12 protein-coding genes and 1 other RNA gene are annotated in these 14,744 nt (G+C 45.8%); 3 read left to right on the top strand and 10 right to left on the bottom strand.

The features are described from left to right. Positions 1–183 (top strand): hypothetical protein (locus H9647_RS25905; protein ID WP_225229548.1); only part of this gene is annotated, 183 nt, incomplete at its 5' end. A gap of 253 nt (positions 184–436) precedes the next feature. Here the strand turns inward: H9647_RS25905 and ssrA are convergent. The 8 genes from ssrA to H9647_RS24210 form a co-directional block, all read right to left on the bottom strand. Beyond that, positions 437–800: a transfer-messenger RNA gene (gene ssrA / locus H9647_RS24245) on the bottom strand. A gap of 257 nt (positions 801–1,057) precedes the next feature. Beyond that, a complete protein-coding gene (smpB, locus tag H9647_RS24240) occupies positions 1,058–1,537 on the bottom strand; it encodes an SsrA-binding protein SmpB (RefSeq protein ID WP_191804844.1) in 480 nt (159 codons plus the stop codon). 287 nt (positions 1,538–1,824) lie between these two features. Next, positions 1,825–2,853 (bottom strand): Gfo/Idh/MocA family protein, encoded by a 1,029-nt coding sequence (locus H9647_RS24235; RefSeq protein ID WP_191804843.1) that lies wholly within the window; start codon positions 2,851–2,853, stop codon positions 1,825–1,827. 76 nt (positions 2,854–2,929) lie between these two features. Further along, positions 2,930–3,982, bottom strand: a complete 1,053-nt coding sequence (locus H9647_RS24230) for a Gfo/Idh/MocA family protein (RefSeq protein ID WP_191804842.1) — start codon at positions 3,980–3,982, stop codon at positions 2,930–2,932. A 57-nt stretch (positions 3,983–4,039) separates the two neighbouring features. Further along, complete coding sequence (locus H9647_RS24225) at positions 4,040–4,951, bottom strand: sugar phosphate isomerase/epimerase family protein (protein ID WP_225229547.1); 912 nt, start codon at positions 4,949–4,951, stop codon at positions 4,040–4,042. An 85-nt stretch (positions 4,952–5,036) separates the two neighbouring features. Then, the gene (locus H9647_RS24220) at positions 5,037–5,861 is read right to left on the bottom strand and encodes a carbohydrate ABC transporter permease (RefSeq protein ID WP_191804841.1); all 825 of its coding nucleotides are present in this window, start codon (positions 5,859–5,861) and stop codon (positions 5,037–5,039) included. 44 nt (positions 5,862–5,905) lie between these two features. Beyond that, positions 5,906–6,868, bottom strand: coding sequence for a carbohydrate ABC transporter permease (locus H9647_RS24215; protein WP_191804840.1), 963 nt, complete (start codon positions 6,866–6,868; stop codon positions 5,906–5,908). Between the two features lie 24 nt (positions 6,869–6,892). Beyond that, positions 6,893–8,269, bottom strand: coding sequence for an ABC transporter substrate-binding protein (locus tag H9647_RS24210; RefSeq protein ID WP_191804839.1), 1,377 nt, complete (start codon positions 8,267–8,269; stop codon positions 6,893–6,895). A gap of 63 nt (positions 8,270–8,332) precedes the next feature. Between H9647_RS24210 and H9647_RS26255 the strand changes: the two genes are divergently transcribed. Next, positions 8,333–10,207 (top strand): histidine kinase, encoded by a 1,875-nt coding sequence (locus tag H9647_RS26255; RefSeq protein ID WP_191804838.1) that lies wholly within the window; start codon positions 8,333–8,335, stop codon positions 10,205–10,207. Between the two features lie 80 nt (positions 10,208–10,287). Further along, positions 10,288–11,355 carry a response regulator transcription factor gene (locus tag H9647_RS24200; RefSeq protein ID WP_191804837.1) on the top strand — a complete coding sequence of 356 codons (1,068 nt, stop codon included), beginning with the start codon at positions 10,288–10,290 and terminating at the stop codon, positions 11,353–11,355. A gap of 146 nt (positions 11,356–11,501) precedes the next feature. On the opposite strand, the gene rnr is transcribed toward H9647_RS24200, so the two are convergent. Continuing rightward, complete coding sequence (gene rnr / locus H9647_RS24195) at positions 11,502–14,189, bottom strand: ribonuclease R (protein WP_191804836.1); 2,688 nt, start codon at positions 14,187–14,189, stop codon at positions 11,502–11,504. 282 nt (positions 14,190–14,471) lie between these two features. Continuing rightward, positions 14,472–14,702 (bottom strand): preprotein translocase subunit SecG, encoded by a 231-nt coding sequence (gene secG, locus H9647_RS24190; RefSeq protein WP_191804835.1) that lies wholly within the window; start codon positions 14,700–14,702, stop codon positions 14,472–14,474. Positions 14,703–14,744 lie beyond the last annotated feature (42 nt).

The raw sequence follows: 14,744 nt of genomic DNA, 5'->3' as shown, positions 1-14,744 counted from the left end.
TCAACTTCATTTACGAAGCTTGTTATTCAGTGTGTTGCTTACTGGCTAACTTCTTGGCCGGAATTAGAATATACCATATTTAATAAAAAATATGCAAGTACTTTTTTTAAAAAAATCAAAACGACTTCTACTCTAGTAATCCAATATGGGTCAGCAGACAATGACACTCCATTCTTGAGATAGATCGACTTTTTCCCAGTTCGTTATTCCCATACTATTAGTATGACGTCAATATTGGGATTTGGGCTGGGATTCTCTCCTCTTAACACATTTGTTAATTAGAATGCCGAAAATCAAACCTTTCGAAATTCAATAGAGAGAGATCTTTGCAAATTGGGATGCAGAGGTAAGAGGTAACTATGCGTTTCGGAGTGAGCCTCTGATCAATAATCAATAATTAATTAAAAAACCCAGCCCTCATTAGGGCTGGGTTTATGTATGGAGGCGAGGGGAGTCGAACCCCTGTCCGAAGATAACGCCACATAGGCTTCTACGGGTGTAGTAACAGATTTAATGTCACCCTAGAGACTCCCCGTTACCGGATTCTCTTCAGGTCAGCCTGGTTGTCTTCTTCAGCTAGCCGCAGGCGGAGACTAGACAGCGTATCCCACTAAAGTTGAGCCCTTATCTCGGTACATGGGCGATACAGAGTAAGAGCACGCTCACAGGTTATTAAGCTGCGAAAGCGTAGTTGTTTTGTTGTTTGCCGTTTAATAGGCTTTAGCGTTGATGAAGCGGACGCGTCCCCACTACCCGCTACCCATGCTCGAACTATCCCCGTCGAATCCATAAACGCCCCCTTAATAAAAAGGGCTTCCTTGGATAGATCGGATCATGATCCTGAGCAAAAGTAGATCTATTCCGCATCCTTTTCCTCCATGGTAAAAGGATGATCAGAAGCAGTAAAAACTTGTCTTCACGAGATCGTATGTTCCTCTCTCGTACGAAACTTAGTATATCACAAAAATATATATAATGCGACAGATGGCAGCCTACATCTTGCAGGTAAACAAGGAGACAGTTACCATATGAAGCTTCATACCATAAACCTTAAATCTTAACGGGCAATCTTCTGCTTCTCGCGCAGTGCACGTTGAATGTCACGCTGTGCATCCCGCTTCGCAGCAGTATCCCGCTTATCATATTGCTTCTTACCTTTACCAAGTCCAAGAAGCAGCTTCGCGTACCCATTCTTGATATAAATCTTGAGTGGTACGATCGAGTATCCATCCTGCTTGGATAATCCAAGGAGTTTATGGATCTGCGCTTTATGCATAAGCAGCTTACGCGTTCTTGTCGGGTCATCCGGATTATTACGGTTCCCTTGCTCAAATGGACTAATGTGCATGTTGTGAATATGAATCTCACCATTACGAATCGTCGCAAAGGCATCTCCTATATTCGCACGACCATTCCGCAGAGATTTAATCTCCGTACCGGTCAACACCATCCCTGCTTCATACGTATCCTCGATAAAGTAGTCATGGGAAGCTTTTTTATTCTGCGCAAGCACTTTACTGTCCGTATTCTTCGCCATGTTCTCACCTCTTCTCAGGATCATTTATTCACTGGACGGTATTGCTAGCTAACTCTATTCCGGTCTTCATTGTAACAAATATACAGACCCAAAATCAAGGTAACAAACCTCTATATGCATTGTACCCCAAACAAGCTTTTTTGAAGCATCGAAATCCTATTATGCAACCTCTACATTCGTCTTCATTCCTCCTCCCTGCTAATTCCTCGTAAAAATAAACCAAGGACCGCAGAGAATTCATTCTGCCGGCCCATCTTTTCTCTTAAAGTCGCTCCTGCTTGTCACACCTATCTCACAGCGAAATACTCTTTCAGCCGAATTTCTTCCTGCTGACGTGAAGAAGCATACGTTCCAAGAATAATCTCCAGCGAATGTCTTCCTTCTTCTCCGGTAATAATCGGCTCTCTCTGCTCACGCACCGCATAACAGAGATCACGGATCTGCTCCCGGTGTCCGTCAGGAATTACTTGAAATAGAGGGAATACAGGAAGCTGAACCTGCTGCCCTTCGATCTCCAGCTGTACAATATCTTCTTCTTCGATGATCAGCGAACCTTTCTCACCGTAGATTTCAATTCGCATTCCTTTGCCTTTGAAGGCAGTTGTAGTAATCTCTAGCACACCCATAGCTCCACTCTCATACTCAAGCATTGTAATAGCCGTATCCTCTACCTCGATGTTCCTAAGTACATTCCGAGCTTTCCCCTGCAATGAGACGACACTCCCAGCAAGCCACTGCAACATATCGACCGTATGAATCCCCTGATTCATCATGGCTCCCCCGCCATCCATTTCCCAGGTTCCCCGCCAGCCGGCGCTGTCGTAATAATCTTGACTGCGATAAATTTTAACGTAAGCAGAACATAAGCTAAGCCTGCCCAGAGCACCCTGTTCAATGAGCTGCTTCGCATATTGTGCTTGGGGAGACATTCTTCTTGGGAAAATAGTGGCCAGCTTCACACCCGCCTCACGGCAAGTCTGAATCATCCGGTCCATTCCTTTTATTTCAATGGCCATCGGCTTCTCACAAAGTACATGCTTCCCTGCCTTCGCGGCACGAATCACTTGCTCGACATGCAGTCCGCTAGGGGTACAGATACATACCGCTTCAATATCCTTCCTTGCAAGCAACTGATCGAGATCGCTGTACGCTGCCGCTCCATATTGTGCTGAGAACCTAGCTGCATGATCGGGCTTGCTATCACATACGGCGATTAGCTCCGCTTCTGGTATTTTGACCATCTCGGCTGCGTGAACTTCTGCAATAATCCCGCAGCCAACAATTCCATACCTTAGTGGTTCCACCTTAGATACCATCTTTATTTTCCCCCTGTCCCATTCATTGTGATCTCACCTTTAGCTAGATCGGGTTTTAAGATTATGATTGCGAGATTCATCTTGAGAACTTCACTCGTTTGGCCTGCTCATCAGCAAGCAAAGTTGCTTTCGTTGCTTTGAGCAAATCTTGATGGGTGAAATCATGCGATTCTCCTCGGACACGTCTCAAAAAATCCTCCGTCAACGTCGCTACGGGTGCTCTTAGTGGAACTTCCACAAGCGCTTGTTCATGGGTCATCATAAGCAGCAATTCTTCCTCAGCCGAAACGACAGGGTCCCCGGCAAGCCGAATCTCTGCACTTCCTTTTGTTCCTGTTACAAAAATGCGGCCGTCGCCCCATGTCCAGCATTTCTCAGGTGCATGCCAGTCAGCATACAGCTGTGCTATCGTTCCTTGATCCATTTCTACTTGTACCGCTGCCGTATCGTAGAACTCGGGGTACTCCGGCAAGATCTGTTTCCCCATCCTACCGCTCACTTCACTTACTTCCTGTCCTGTCAGCCATCTTAGGAGATCAAAATCATGTATGAGCAGGTCAACCATAATCCCGCCGGACTGTTCCTTGCTAAAATGCCAATCGGGCCTGGTATCAGGCCGTAATCGATGTGGTTTTCGCATCGTAATACTGACCACTTGTCCTAGCTCATCCTTACGAATGAGATCATATAGCGTATATAATGCCGGCCGGTATCGCTCAGTTAACAGCATGCCGATCTGAATCTTCCCCCTGCGAGTGATCTGTTCCAGCTGATCTAGCCCTGCCTGGTCTACCACAGCAGGCTTATCCAGCATCAGATGTTTTCCATACCGCTCACAGGCAGCAGCAATTTGAATCTTCTCGTTATTGATAGCAGAACTACCGATATACTTTACGTCTTCATTCGCCAGCAGTTCTTCCACACTATCCGCAAAAGGAAGCTGATACTGCTCCGCTATCTTCCTTGCCAGCGTTTGATCACCTTCATCATATATCCCAGCACAGTGATGCCCGAGTGCCTGCATTTCCTCTATAAAGATAGAAATATGGGGATGCTGACATCCGGCTATAGCAAAGGAACCATGATCACCCTTTCCATCTGTTTCTGTTCTCTTGCTACCAAACGTCATGGGACAATTACCTCCTTCTACCTGCATCTGCATGGGTCCACCATGAGCTAATTTCAGCTATTCAAGTGAACTGCTTCTCTTGCCCTCTCTCAAAGCTTCAATCTGTCTTTCGATCTCAGTCAGATCATAAGCAAGCCGTTCTTTCGGCGGAAAAGGGGCTGCGCACTCCAGTGTGATCCAGCCGGCATACCCGCTCTCCAGAACAGCAGCCAGCATGGGCCGGTGATCTACGGAACCTTCCCCTAGCCTGCACTGCATAAAAGCCTCTATGCCATGCCGAGTCCGATTGCTAAAAGACCCTTCTGCACCTTCTATTGCAATCCGTTTCTCATCTTTTATATGAATATGGCTCAGATGACTTCCAAGCTTACGCACGGACGCTTCCCCATAGTCCACACCCGAAATATACATATTGCCTGCGTCATGGATAAAACCAAGCCCTGATCCACCTGTTAGCTCTAGCAGCCGGAGCGCACTATCTGCATCTTCCACTAAGGTTTGATTGTGAATCTCAATTAGCAGCCGAATTCCGGACTCTTCCGCTTCTGCGATACATTTCCGTAAATAATGAGCCGCTCTCTCATAATGCTGATCCTCTGCCAAGAACGCATTAGGTCCTCCCGGAAAAACCCGAATGCAAGGGACAGACAACACCTCGGCAATCCGAAGCAACTTTCGAAAGTCCTCCAGCGCAGCTTCACATTCTTCATCATTTAGAGTGGAGAAGTGGCCGGTGTATCCTGCCAGTGCCGGGATGCAAAGTCCAAGCCCCGCTGCATAATCTCTTAACTCACTTACCTCTTTCAGGGGTGTATCTAGTCCAAGGTGAGGAGAGCGGCAGGCAATTTCAATCCCATCGAATCCAAGCTCAGCCGTAATTTCCATCGCTTCTCGCAGAGGGTAATCTATCAACGATCCACTAAAAGCAGCCAGTGGTATCCTTCTTGTATATTTAAGCTCATTACTCATCAGCACGCTCACTCCTCTTCTTCCTTAGTGTGAAGCGACATATGATTTCAAGCCTTCTTTTTGGTCTGACGGGTATAACCCCTGCCTACTTAATCCCTGATGCCGAATGATTTTGCACAAAATATTTCTCAGCAAACAAGAAGACAAGCAGGATCGGAAGCAAACTCATCAGTGCCGCAGCAACCATCAACTGCTCATTCCCCACCCATTGTCCTTTCAGCCCCAAGATCCCGATCGGAAGGGTAAACTTCTCACTGGAACTCAGGTAAATGGAAGGAGCGAGAATCTCGTTCCACTTGCTCATAAATGTAAAAATCGCGAGGGTAGCAAGCGAAGGCAAGCTCATTGGCATGTAGATCCGCCAGTAAATCCGCAGCGGGTTGCACCCTTCCATTTTGGCCGATTCCTCATATTCCCCCGGGATCCCGAGAAACGCCTGCCGCATTAAGAAGATGCCAAAAGGCTGAGCAAGCCATTCAATGACCCAAAGTGGGGTTAGTGTATCTAGCATGTTCATGGAGTTAAAGATCATAAAGTGCGGGATAATGATGACCACAGGCGGAATCATCATCGTACCGAGTACAATTAGAAAGAGTATATTTTTCATTGGAAACCGAAGTCTCGCGAACGCATAACCGACTAATGAGCAGGATAACAGCGTCCCAATGACCGAGAGTATAGATACGATAAAGCTGTTCATCGTTTGAGTTCCGAAATCCCCCAGTTTCAGCACTTCAGCATAGTTTGACCACTGAAAGATGTCCGGGAACCAGGTAGGCGGTACGGCTGTATATTCCTTATAGGTCTTTAGAGAATTAAGTATAGCCTTGGCAAATGGGACAAGCATAACGAGCGAACTGATAATAATAGCCAGATATGCAACTGCTTTACGCAGGTTTTTACCGGGCATCCGTATCCACTTCCTTTCTTACAGAAAAACAGGGCCAGCCGCAGTCAATTGTAGTGCACCCACCGGTTCTGCATTTTCATCTGTATGAGTGTGAGGCTGAACAAAATCATAAACAGCACCCAAGCGATCGCCGAGGCATAACCCATATGCATGAAGGAGAATCCTTCTCTATACAAATACAGCATGAGTACAAGACTCGCATTTCGAGGTCCGCCTGCGGAAGAGATATCGCCGGCCCCTGTCATGACGTAGACTTGTTCGAATGCCTGAAACGTAGAGATCGTACTTAGGATAATGACAAGAAACGTGGTAGGTGATATAAGCGGTACCGTAATGGCACGGAATTTACGAAAAGCACCGGCTCCATCCATTTCTGCCGCTTGGTACAGCTCGCCGGGAACACTTTGGAGGCCTGCCAGAAATAGAATCATGATGTACCCGATTCCTTTCCATACGGCAATGATAACGAGCAGGGGAATAACCCATTTTTCGCTGTTCAGCCACTGCTGCGGATCAAAGCCCCATTTTATGAGAAGCGAGTTCGCAATCCCAAAACGGGGGTTAAAGATCGAATCAGCTACATAAAGAATAACCGTCCAGGAAGAGATCACCGGAATAAAGTGAGCCATCCGGAACAATTTTAGTCCCTTCAGCTTCTGATTCAGCATCACAGCAAGAATGAGCGCAAGTACCGTCTGGATCGGCACGAAAAGGATAGCAAAGTAAAGGGTGTTCCATAGGGATTTCCAGAATAAAGGTTCCTGAAATAACTGCTCATAATTCCCTAGTCCAATCCACTTCGGTGGAGTTAACATGTCATACTTTGTGAAGCTGAAATAGAGGGAGACAGCCAGCGGTCCTGCCACGAAGACGAGAAAATGAATCAGATAGGGGGACACCATGAGGAGTCCCCACCTGCCTTCTGATCGCAATAACCTGCTTCGTCCCGCCGCCTGAAACCTCCGCTTTTTCTTCTGTACTTCTGGAGGAGTTTCACTTGGGATCATGGGCGGCTCTCCTTTGTCTGTTTATTACTGATAGAAACCATCCAGCACTTTCTGTATATCTTCATTCGCTTTTTTCAGTGTCTCTTCCACAGGTGTATCACCAAGGAAGGCACGCTCTGCATTTTCGTTAAACTTCGATACCCACTCTTCCCAAACGGCATTCGTATCAAGAGTCCCGGCAAACTCAAAGCTATCAAGGAAAGCCTGACGATTCGCAGGGTTTGCTCCTGAGGTAAGGAATACGTCGGAGTTTGCTACCGACTTTTTCACTGGAACGGCTTCGCCAAGTGCTGCCCACTCTTTTTGCACTTCATCTTCCGTTGCCCAGAATTTCATCCACTCCCATGCCGCCTGTGCCTTAGCTTCATCTGCCTTCGCGCTGATCACCCATGAATTTGCAATAACGGGAGCAAAACGCTTGCCATCTGGACCTGTCGGAAGGAGCGCTACATCATAATTAAGTCCTGCTTCATTGGCTGCCTGAACACGTGCATAAATTCCGATCCGCATCGCAGCAGAGCCGCTTGGGAACACGGCCATCGAGCTTTGGAAACTTTTCAGATCAACCGGATCCGTAAAGATTCCTCTGTTCATACCATCTACGATCCAGTCCATTGCCTGCTTATTTTCTGGGGAATCTACGATGGATTTTGTATTTGTCTCATCCAGAATACCTCCGCCATACGATTTCAGTACGGAGAACCAACCTTCGGTAATACTGAAAAAGGTTAGACCAAACTGGCTTACACTGTTTGCATCAAAACTTGCATCGACAGCTGTCTTTCCACTTGCATCTACCGTCAGTTTTTCCGCGGCAAGCTTCAAATCTTCCCAGGTCCAGCTATCCTCCGGATAACTTACACCTGCTTTATCAAAAAGATCTTTGTTGTAATACAGCACACCAATCTGAATTCCTTGGGGAATTCCCCAGTAGTGACCTTCGGCATCTTTATTAAACTCTAAGCCATAATAATCATCTTTATTCAGATCCTTGTTGATCCACTCCGTCACATCTTTCAGCGTGCCGCGTTCCGCATACTTCATGACAAGTGCTCCGTCTGATAACCACACATCCGGGGCTTTACCCGCCGCAATCTGTGTATCGAGTTTTTGATAGAACTGACCATACGGTGCACTTTGTGTTTTTACAGTAATGTTAGGATGCTTATCCGTAAATGTAGTGATGAGTTCTTTCATCTTGGCGTCACTTTTTCCATCTGAATAATAACCGAGGGTAATCTCGGTTTGTTCCTGCGCTGGTGTATCTGTGCCTGGCTTAGGTTCTGTTGTTCCTCCCGGTGAATTTGCAGTACCACTTCCGCCTTTGCTGCAGCCTGCTGCGAATACTGTCAGCACAAGCAGCATACATACGAGTACAGACATTCCTTTACGCTTGACCATGAAACCGCCCCCCGTTATATTAGATCCATCCCACATCTTATATTGTAAATATTGTAAACTGAAGTGGAATGGTTTTTCGTATTCCAGTTGTCTTTTCCTGCACTGAAGTTTGGCAAGGGAGTGATCAAGCAGTCCATGCTGAAGAATCTAACCATCAACAAAAAACTCATTGCCATTAGCCTATTGTTCGTCTGTCTGCCCGTTTTTCTGCTCGGCACCTATTGGTACAATGCCTCCACGGAAACCATTGAAGAATCAACCATTGCTTCGAACCAGCGGATCGTGACCCAGACCACAGAGTACTTAAACTTGTACATTGCCGGTCTTGAAACCTCCACCTATCCTTCTCTATCGGGCGCAAGCATTCAAAATCTCATTAATAGCCGCAGCCTGTCTCCTTATGCCTATCTGAAATTATCTGAATCAATTGAAAAGGGGATCTTTGCCCAAATGCTATACGGTCGGGATGATGTAGTGGGCATGTCCCTTGTAGCGAAGAATGGTTTTGTTGTTAGTGACTATACCCGCGCTCCAGAACTTCTGAATATGGATCAAATTACGCACCGGAATCGGCTTTTACTAGGGAAAATGGATCAAATGGACGATTTTCATATTGAGGGGATTCGTTATGTAGGTTCTGAGCCCGTCCTTACTGTGACCCGAAAGATTTCGAGCAATCAGAGCTATCTGTTTGAAGGTTTGCTTATTGTCGATCTCCATCTCAGCCAGATTGCAGGCATATGCAAAAATGTCTCTCACCATGAACTTGAAATATGGATTACCGATGCACACAGTGGACAGGTCATTTACCATCCAGACCAGACAAGAATTGGCACTTCACTTACCCCCTCCCTTGTTCATGAACTTACATCCAGCAAGACAGGTTTATTACATGAATATGAAACGGATCTTCAAAATATTTTATTGTATGAGCACTCTTCTCAGACCGACTGGGTTGTTGCTCTAGAACAGCCTAAGGATGCCGTGATTGGTGAGCTACTGGACCTTCGTGCTACGGCAATATATTTTTTTGCATGTATTATGATTGTTACTGTCTTTATCCTAGGGGGATTTTCACTCCAAATTAGCCGTGCTTTGTCGCTGCTAGAGAGGTTAATGAAAAGGGTCCAGACGGGGGACTTTTCGCTGCCCATTACCACAATGACGGAGCGACGCGATGAGATTGGAAAGCTTTTTCGAAGTCACGCCCATATGGTCGGGGAGTTAAAACGACTTGTGAAAGAGGTACAGTCTGCCAAGCTGAAGGAGCGGGAACATGAACTGGCTCAGAAAGAATCTGCTCTGCAGGCCATGCAATCACAGATTAACCCCCATTTTCTATACAACACACTAGAGGTCATTAATAGTCATGCGATCATCGAGAACAATGAGGTCATCAGCAAAATGACCACTTCTCTTGCGGATCTTTTCCGCTACAATTTAAAAAATGCACATCAAATCGTTACTCTCCGAGAGGAGATTGGTCATCTTAGAGCGTATTTGGATATTCAGGCGGCCAGGTACCGCAAACTGAGGATCGATATAGACCTTAATTCATTGGATGAATCAATGCTCCATCACATCTTTCTGATACGTCTGACGCTGCAGCCGCTGGCCGAGAATGCTTTTATTCATGGATATCAGAATCATCGCCTTCCGCCTGCCTATATAGGACTTACCCTGAGCACAGAGGAAGATCGGTATGTTCTTCACATGAAAGACATGGGACATGGAATGAGTGAAGAAAAACGGAAGCAGTTAAACGCCTATTTTCAACAAGCACCCGCTTCTCAGGCTATTGCATCAAATGGTATTGGCCTCGCAAGTGTACACGAGCGAATTCGTCTGTCTTTTGGAGATGCTTACGGGCTGTATATTGCCTCATCTAACCATGAGGGTACGCATATCGAAGTTAGACTTCCACGTCGATTGAAATGATCAAAACTTTTTAGATTCTATTGAGATGAATGCCCAGACGGTCACTGCCTATCCCACCTTTACACTTAGGAGGAGTTTTCATGTATAAAGTAATCATTGCAGATGATGAATACATGATTCATCGCAGTTTGGCGAAGCTGGTAGAGTCCTCGGAATATCCTTTCCGTGTCGTAGGCGAAGCGGAAGATGGAGCGGAAGCACTTTTACTACTGAAAGAGAATCCAGATCTCATCATTACCGACATCTGTATGCCGGGTCTGGACGGTCTTGCTTTCATTGAAAAAGTAAGACAAGTAAGGCCCGATGTTCTCTTTCTTGTCATCTCTGGGTATGGAGAATTTGAGTATGCACAGCGTGCACTGCGATTAGGGGTAGAAGACTTCTTGCTGAAGCCCGTAAGCCCTGATAAGTTTCAGCAGACGCTTACAGCCATCTATCACCGATTAGAGAAACAAAAACGGAAAGTGATGGATTATAGACAGTGGTTCCTAAGTCACGAAGAGCTGCTACTAGAATTAGCTGATTCGATTTGGCGTTTGGATGAAAAAGCTGTAGACGAATTACTTCTTAAGCTCGTTCACCATTACGAAGAAGAGGTCGCGGATGAAATTCCTCTACCCACTTTAAATAACATATTGCATGAGAAAATAACGATGGAACTCACGAATCGCGGGCTCCCTTTTCAAGATTATCCAAACTATAGAGAGTTAACTGCTAATGCAGATGAGAACATCAAGGATACTTCTTCTGTTCTGACCCAGTGTAGAGCTTATACTCAAGTCTTGCTGCATGCGGTGAAGTCATCACGAAATTTCGGCTCTCGGACTCACATCTCCAAAGCGATTACGTATACAAAAGAAAACCTATCCGACAGCACTCTATCTGTTCAGGCCGCAGCTGATATTGCGGGTATGTCGGTCACCTATTTCAGTCGTTTATTTAAAGAAGAGACCGGAACTAGTTATGTGCAGTACCTTACTCGGCTACGTATGGAAAAAGCGAAGCTACTACTTGACGGGCAGCTCCACAGCGCCTCCGAAATATGTGAACGAGTAGGTTACGCCGACTACCCTCATTTCAGTAAAACATTTAAGAAAATCTATGGCATTGCCCCGGCTGATTATAGTAAGCTGCATCGAAGCATTTAGCTTGCTGTCCAACGTAGGGCCTTTTCACATAAAAAAAGCTGACACGAAGATCCTGTTTTAAGGACCTCTGTGCCAGCTTTTTTGATTAACCCATTCTTATAGAGACATCCGCTTATTGTAAGCTGCTCTGTTGTTAAGAAGAGGGGTTATTTTTTCTTCTTACGTACAAATGCGGCCATCCCGTTCTTGTTATCGCCTTTGTTTTTATTTCGTTTCCGCTTGCCAGCTGCGGATTCACCCTCTGCTACTGGTGGATTCACCGTTTGATCACTGGAATTCGGATTGCCGATGAAAATTCCGCTTTGGGTAGTTTTCTTTTTACGGCCTTTGCCTTGCTTATAGCCGCCACGGCTTTCAGAGAGAGATGAACTTGAACTAGAGGACGATCCAGCCGAGCTATATCCACCTTTGCCAGATCCAAATCCAAAGCTTGGACGATCCGATGAACGAGGGTTCGTTTTATTGTCACGTCCACTACGTCCACTACGTCCACTGTCTTTACCACGATTTGCATTACCGCCTGCATTTGCAGTGATATTTTTGGTACCGCGTTTCTCATCCTTGCTTCCTGTCTCTGTACCCCGTCCACGCTGACCTTCCCGGTTGCCGCTGCGGCCTCCACTGCGTCCATCATTACGCTGACCTCCACGGCCCCCGCGTGGACCGCCTTGGCTGCCACTTGGACGTCCTTGACGTGGTTTCATATCTAGCATCTCAAAGTCGATCGTATAATCATCCATATTTACGCGAGCCACACGGATCTCGAGCTCATCACCGATACGGAATACCTTCGACGTGCGCTCTCCAATGAGAGCCATATGCTGATCATCAAAATGATAATAATCATCCGTAAGCATGCTCAGTCTGATCAGACCTTCTACTGTATTCTCCAGTTCAATAAACATCCCGAAGCTGGTTACACTGCTGATCATACCTTCAAATACTTCGCCGACCTTATCAAGCATGAACTCCGCTTTCTTCATTTTCTCTGTGTCACGCTCTGCCTCTACCGCAACACGTTCCCGTTCGGAAGACTGCTGAGCAATATCCTGCATGCGGCTAGCCAAGTATTCCTGACGCTGTTCACTAAGCGCACCGTTGTTCTCAAGCACTTCACGCATTACACGGTGAATGACTAGATCCGGATAACGACGAATTGGCGATGTAAAGTGGCTATAGAAATCAGCCGCAAGGCCAAAGTGTCCAGACATCTCGGAATCGTACTTCGCTTGTTTCATAGACCGGAGCATCATTGTGCTGATCACCGTCTGCTCTTTGGTTCCTTGAATATCTTCAAGAAGCGATTGCAGTGCTCTCGGATGAATTGCATTGCCGCGTCCCTTCACTTGATATCCAAAATTCGAAGCAAAGGCAAGGAAATTTTGCAATTTCTCTTGATCTGGGTCTTCATGAACACGATAGATGAACGGCACTTTTAGCCAGTGGAAATGTTCTGCAACCGTCTCATTGGCAGCGAGCATGAATTCTTCGATGATCTGTTCAGCTACTGTCCGCTCTCTCTTCACGATATCTACCGGCTTACCTTCTTCGTCAACGATAATTTTGCTTTCTTCAAAATCAAAATCAACAGCACCGCGGCGCATCCGCATATTACGAAGCTTCATGGCGATTTCCTTCATCAGTTTGAAGTCGTCTACCAAGTCGCTATAACGTTCAATCAGTTCTGGATCTTCTTCCTCCAGAATTTTATATACATTTTTGTAAGTCATCCGCTCTTTGGTCTTGATAACACTTGTAAATATATCATGATTAACGACCTTCATCTGCTCGTTAAACTCCATAACACAAGACATGGTGAGACGATCCACCTGTGGGTTCAAACTACAGATGCCGTTCGACAAGCGTTTAGGAAGCATCGGAATAACTCGGTCTACTAAGTACACACTGCATCCGCGATTGTAAGCTTCCTGATCAAGCTTTGAATTTTCAGGTACATAATACCCTACGTCTGCAATATGAACGCCGAGCCGGTAATGTCCGTTCGGAAGACGCTCTACGTTTACTGCATCATCCAAGTCTTTTGCATCCTCACCATCAATGGTAACAATGTTCAGACCGCGCAGGTCACGGCGTCCCTGACGAGCAATTTCCTCTTCTGTAATGGACTCAGGCACTTGCTCTGCTTCTGCCATCACTTCTTCAGGGAATCCTTCTGGAAGTTGATGCTTACGGATAACAGATAAAATATCAATACCTGGATCGTCCTTGTGACCGAGGACTTCAATGACTTCGCCCTCTGCCGCTGCACGGCCTTCTGGATAACTTACAATCTTCACAACCACTTTCTGGCCATCTACTGCACCTAGAAAACTTCCGCGAGGAATAAAGATATCCCGATTGATCCGCTTGTCATCTGGGATAACAAAGCCGTATACCTCATGATTTTGGAATACACCCACTACTTGGGTAATGGCACGTTTCACAATGCGAACGACTTCTCCTTCAAGTCGGCCGCCCTCTGGCCCTTTTGAAGTTACACGAACAAGAACGGTATCTCCGTTCATGGAACTTTTTAAATCATTGGCATGGATATAAACATCCGGATGCTCGCGATCTTCAGGAATAAGGAATGCAAACCCTTTGGCATGCGCTTGCAGTCGTCCACGAACCATTTGCATCCGTCCAGGTACACCATAGCGGTTTGCACTGGTAAGTACAATCTTCCCTTCATCTTCTAGATGATTGAGCATTTTAAGAAATTCTTTGAACTCAGCAGCATCTTCAATGTGAAAATGCTGTTCCAGTTCCTGATAAGTCATTGGCTTGTAGGCCGTTTCATGCATGAAATCGAGTAATTGCTGTTCTGTTATCATTAGGTTCACCTCTAGGAAACATAAAAGTAGGTCTTTATGTATAAAATTTAATTCAAAATCGGAAATGACAAGTCAGGTCAAGATGGCTTCATATGTTCCATTTTCCAGGGTCACTGCCATCACTAAGCATTAGTAAAATCTTACCCTAGTATACACCAAATTAATCTAAACTTTCTCATTACCGTAAAACAAGCCCCCGTAAGGGCAATCACAACAAAATCTGTATATTAAAAAGCCTCCGTTCCTCACGGAACGAAGGCTGAGTTAGTTATCTAAGAAATCTTACTGGACTACAGCAACTAAAATGGCAAGAACCATAAATCCGATAGCAAAACCTACCGTAATCCGCTCAAGAACGAGTTCCATACCGCGTGCTTTGGACTTGCCAAATAGATGTTCCGCACCGCCGGAGATGGCACCAGAAAGACCTGCGCTTTTCCCTTGTTGAAGAAGGACAACGACAATAACACCGATGGCAAAAATAACGAGAAGCAATTTCAAAACGAGTTCCATAACTTCCACCTCCTAAAAAAATTGTGCGTATACATCACACGC

The organism is Paenibacillus gallinarum (assembly GCF_014836635.1).
In the GTDB taxonomy this organism is placed as follows: Bacteria; Bacillota; Bacilli; order Paenibacillales; family Paenibacillaceae; genus Paenibacillus; species Paenibacillus gallinarum.
This window is presented reverse-complemented; position numbering and strand designations above follow the sequence as displayed.

Excerpts from the sequence above, each read along its gene's own strand:
- H9647_RS24200 (WP_191804837.1), top strand. The coding sequence starts at position 10,288 with ATGTATAAAGTAATCATTGCAGATGATGAATACATGATTCATCGCAGT.
- H9647_RS24230 (WP_191804842.1), bottom strand. The coding sequence starts at position 3,982 with ATGACGTTTGGTAGCAAGAGAACAGAAACAGATGGAAAGGGTGATCAT.
- secG (WP_191804835.1), bottom strand. The coding sequence starts at position 14,702 with ATGGAACTCGTTTTGAAATTGCTTCTCGTTATTTTTGCCATCGGTGTT.
- H9647_RS24220 (WP_191804841.1), bottom strand. The coding sequence starts at position 5,861 with ATGCCCGGTAAAAACCTGCGTAAAGCAGTTGCATATCTGGCTATTATT.
- smpB (WP_191804844.1), bottom strand. The coding sequence starts at position 1,537 with ATGGCGAAGAATACGGACAGTAAAGTGCTTGCGCAGAATAAAAAAGCT.
- H9647_RS24215 (WP_191804840.1), bottom strand. The coding sequence starts at position 6,868 with ATGATCCCAAGTGAAACTCCTCCAGAAGTACAGAAGAAAAAGCGGAGG.
- H9647_RS24235 (WP_191804843.1), bottom strand. The coding sequence starts at position 2,853 with ATGGTATCTAAGGTGGAACCACTAAGGTATGGAATTGTTGGCTGCGGG.
- rnr (WP_191804836.1), bottom strand. The coding sequence starts at position 14,189 with ATGATAACAGAACAGCAATTACTCGATTTCATGCATGAAACGGCCTAC.
- H9647_RS24225 (WP_225229547.1), bottom strand. The coding sequence starts at position 4,951 with ATGAGTAATGAGCTTAAATATACAAGAAGGATACCACTGGCTGCTTTT.
- H9647_RS24210 (WP_191804839.1), bottom strand. The coding sequence starts at position 8,269 with ATGGTCAAGCGTAAAGGAATGTCTGTACTCGTATGTATGCTGCTTGTG.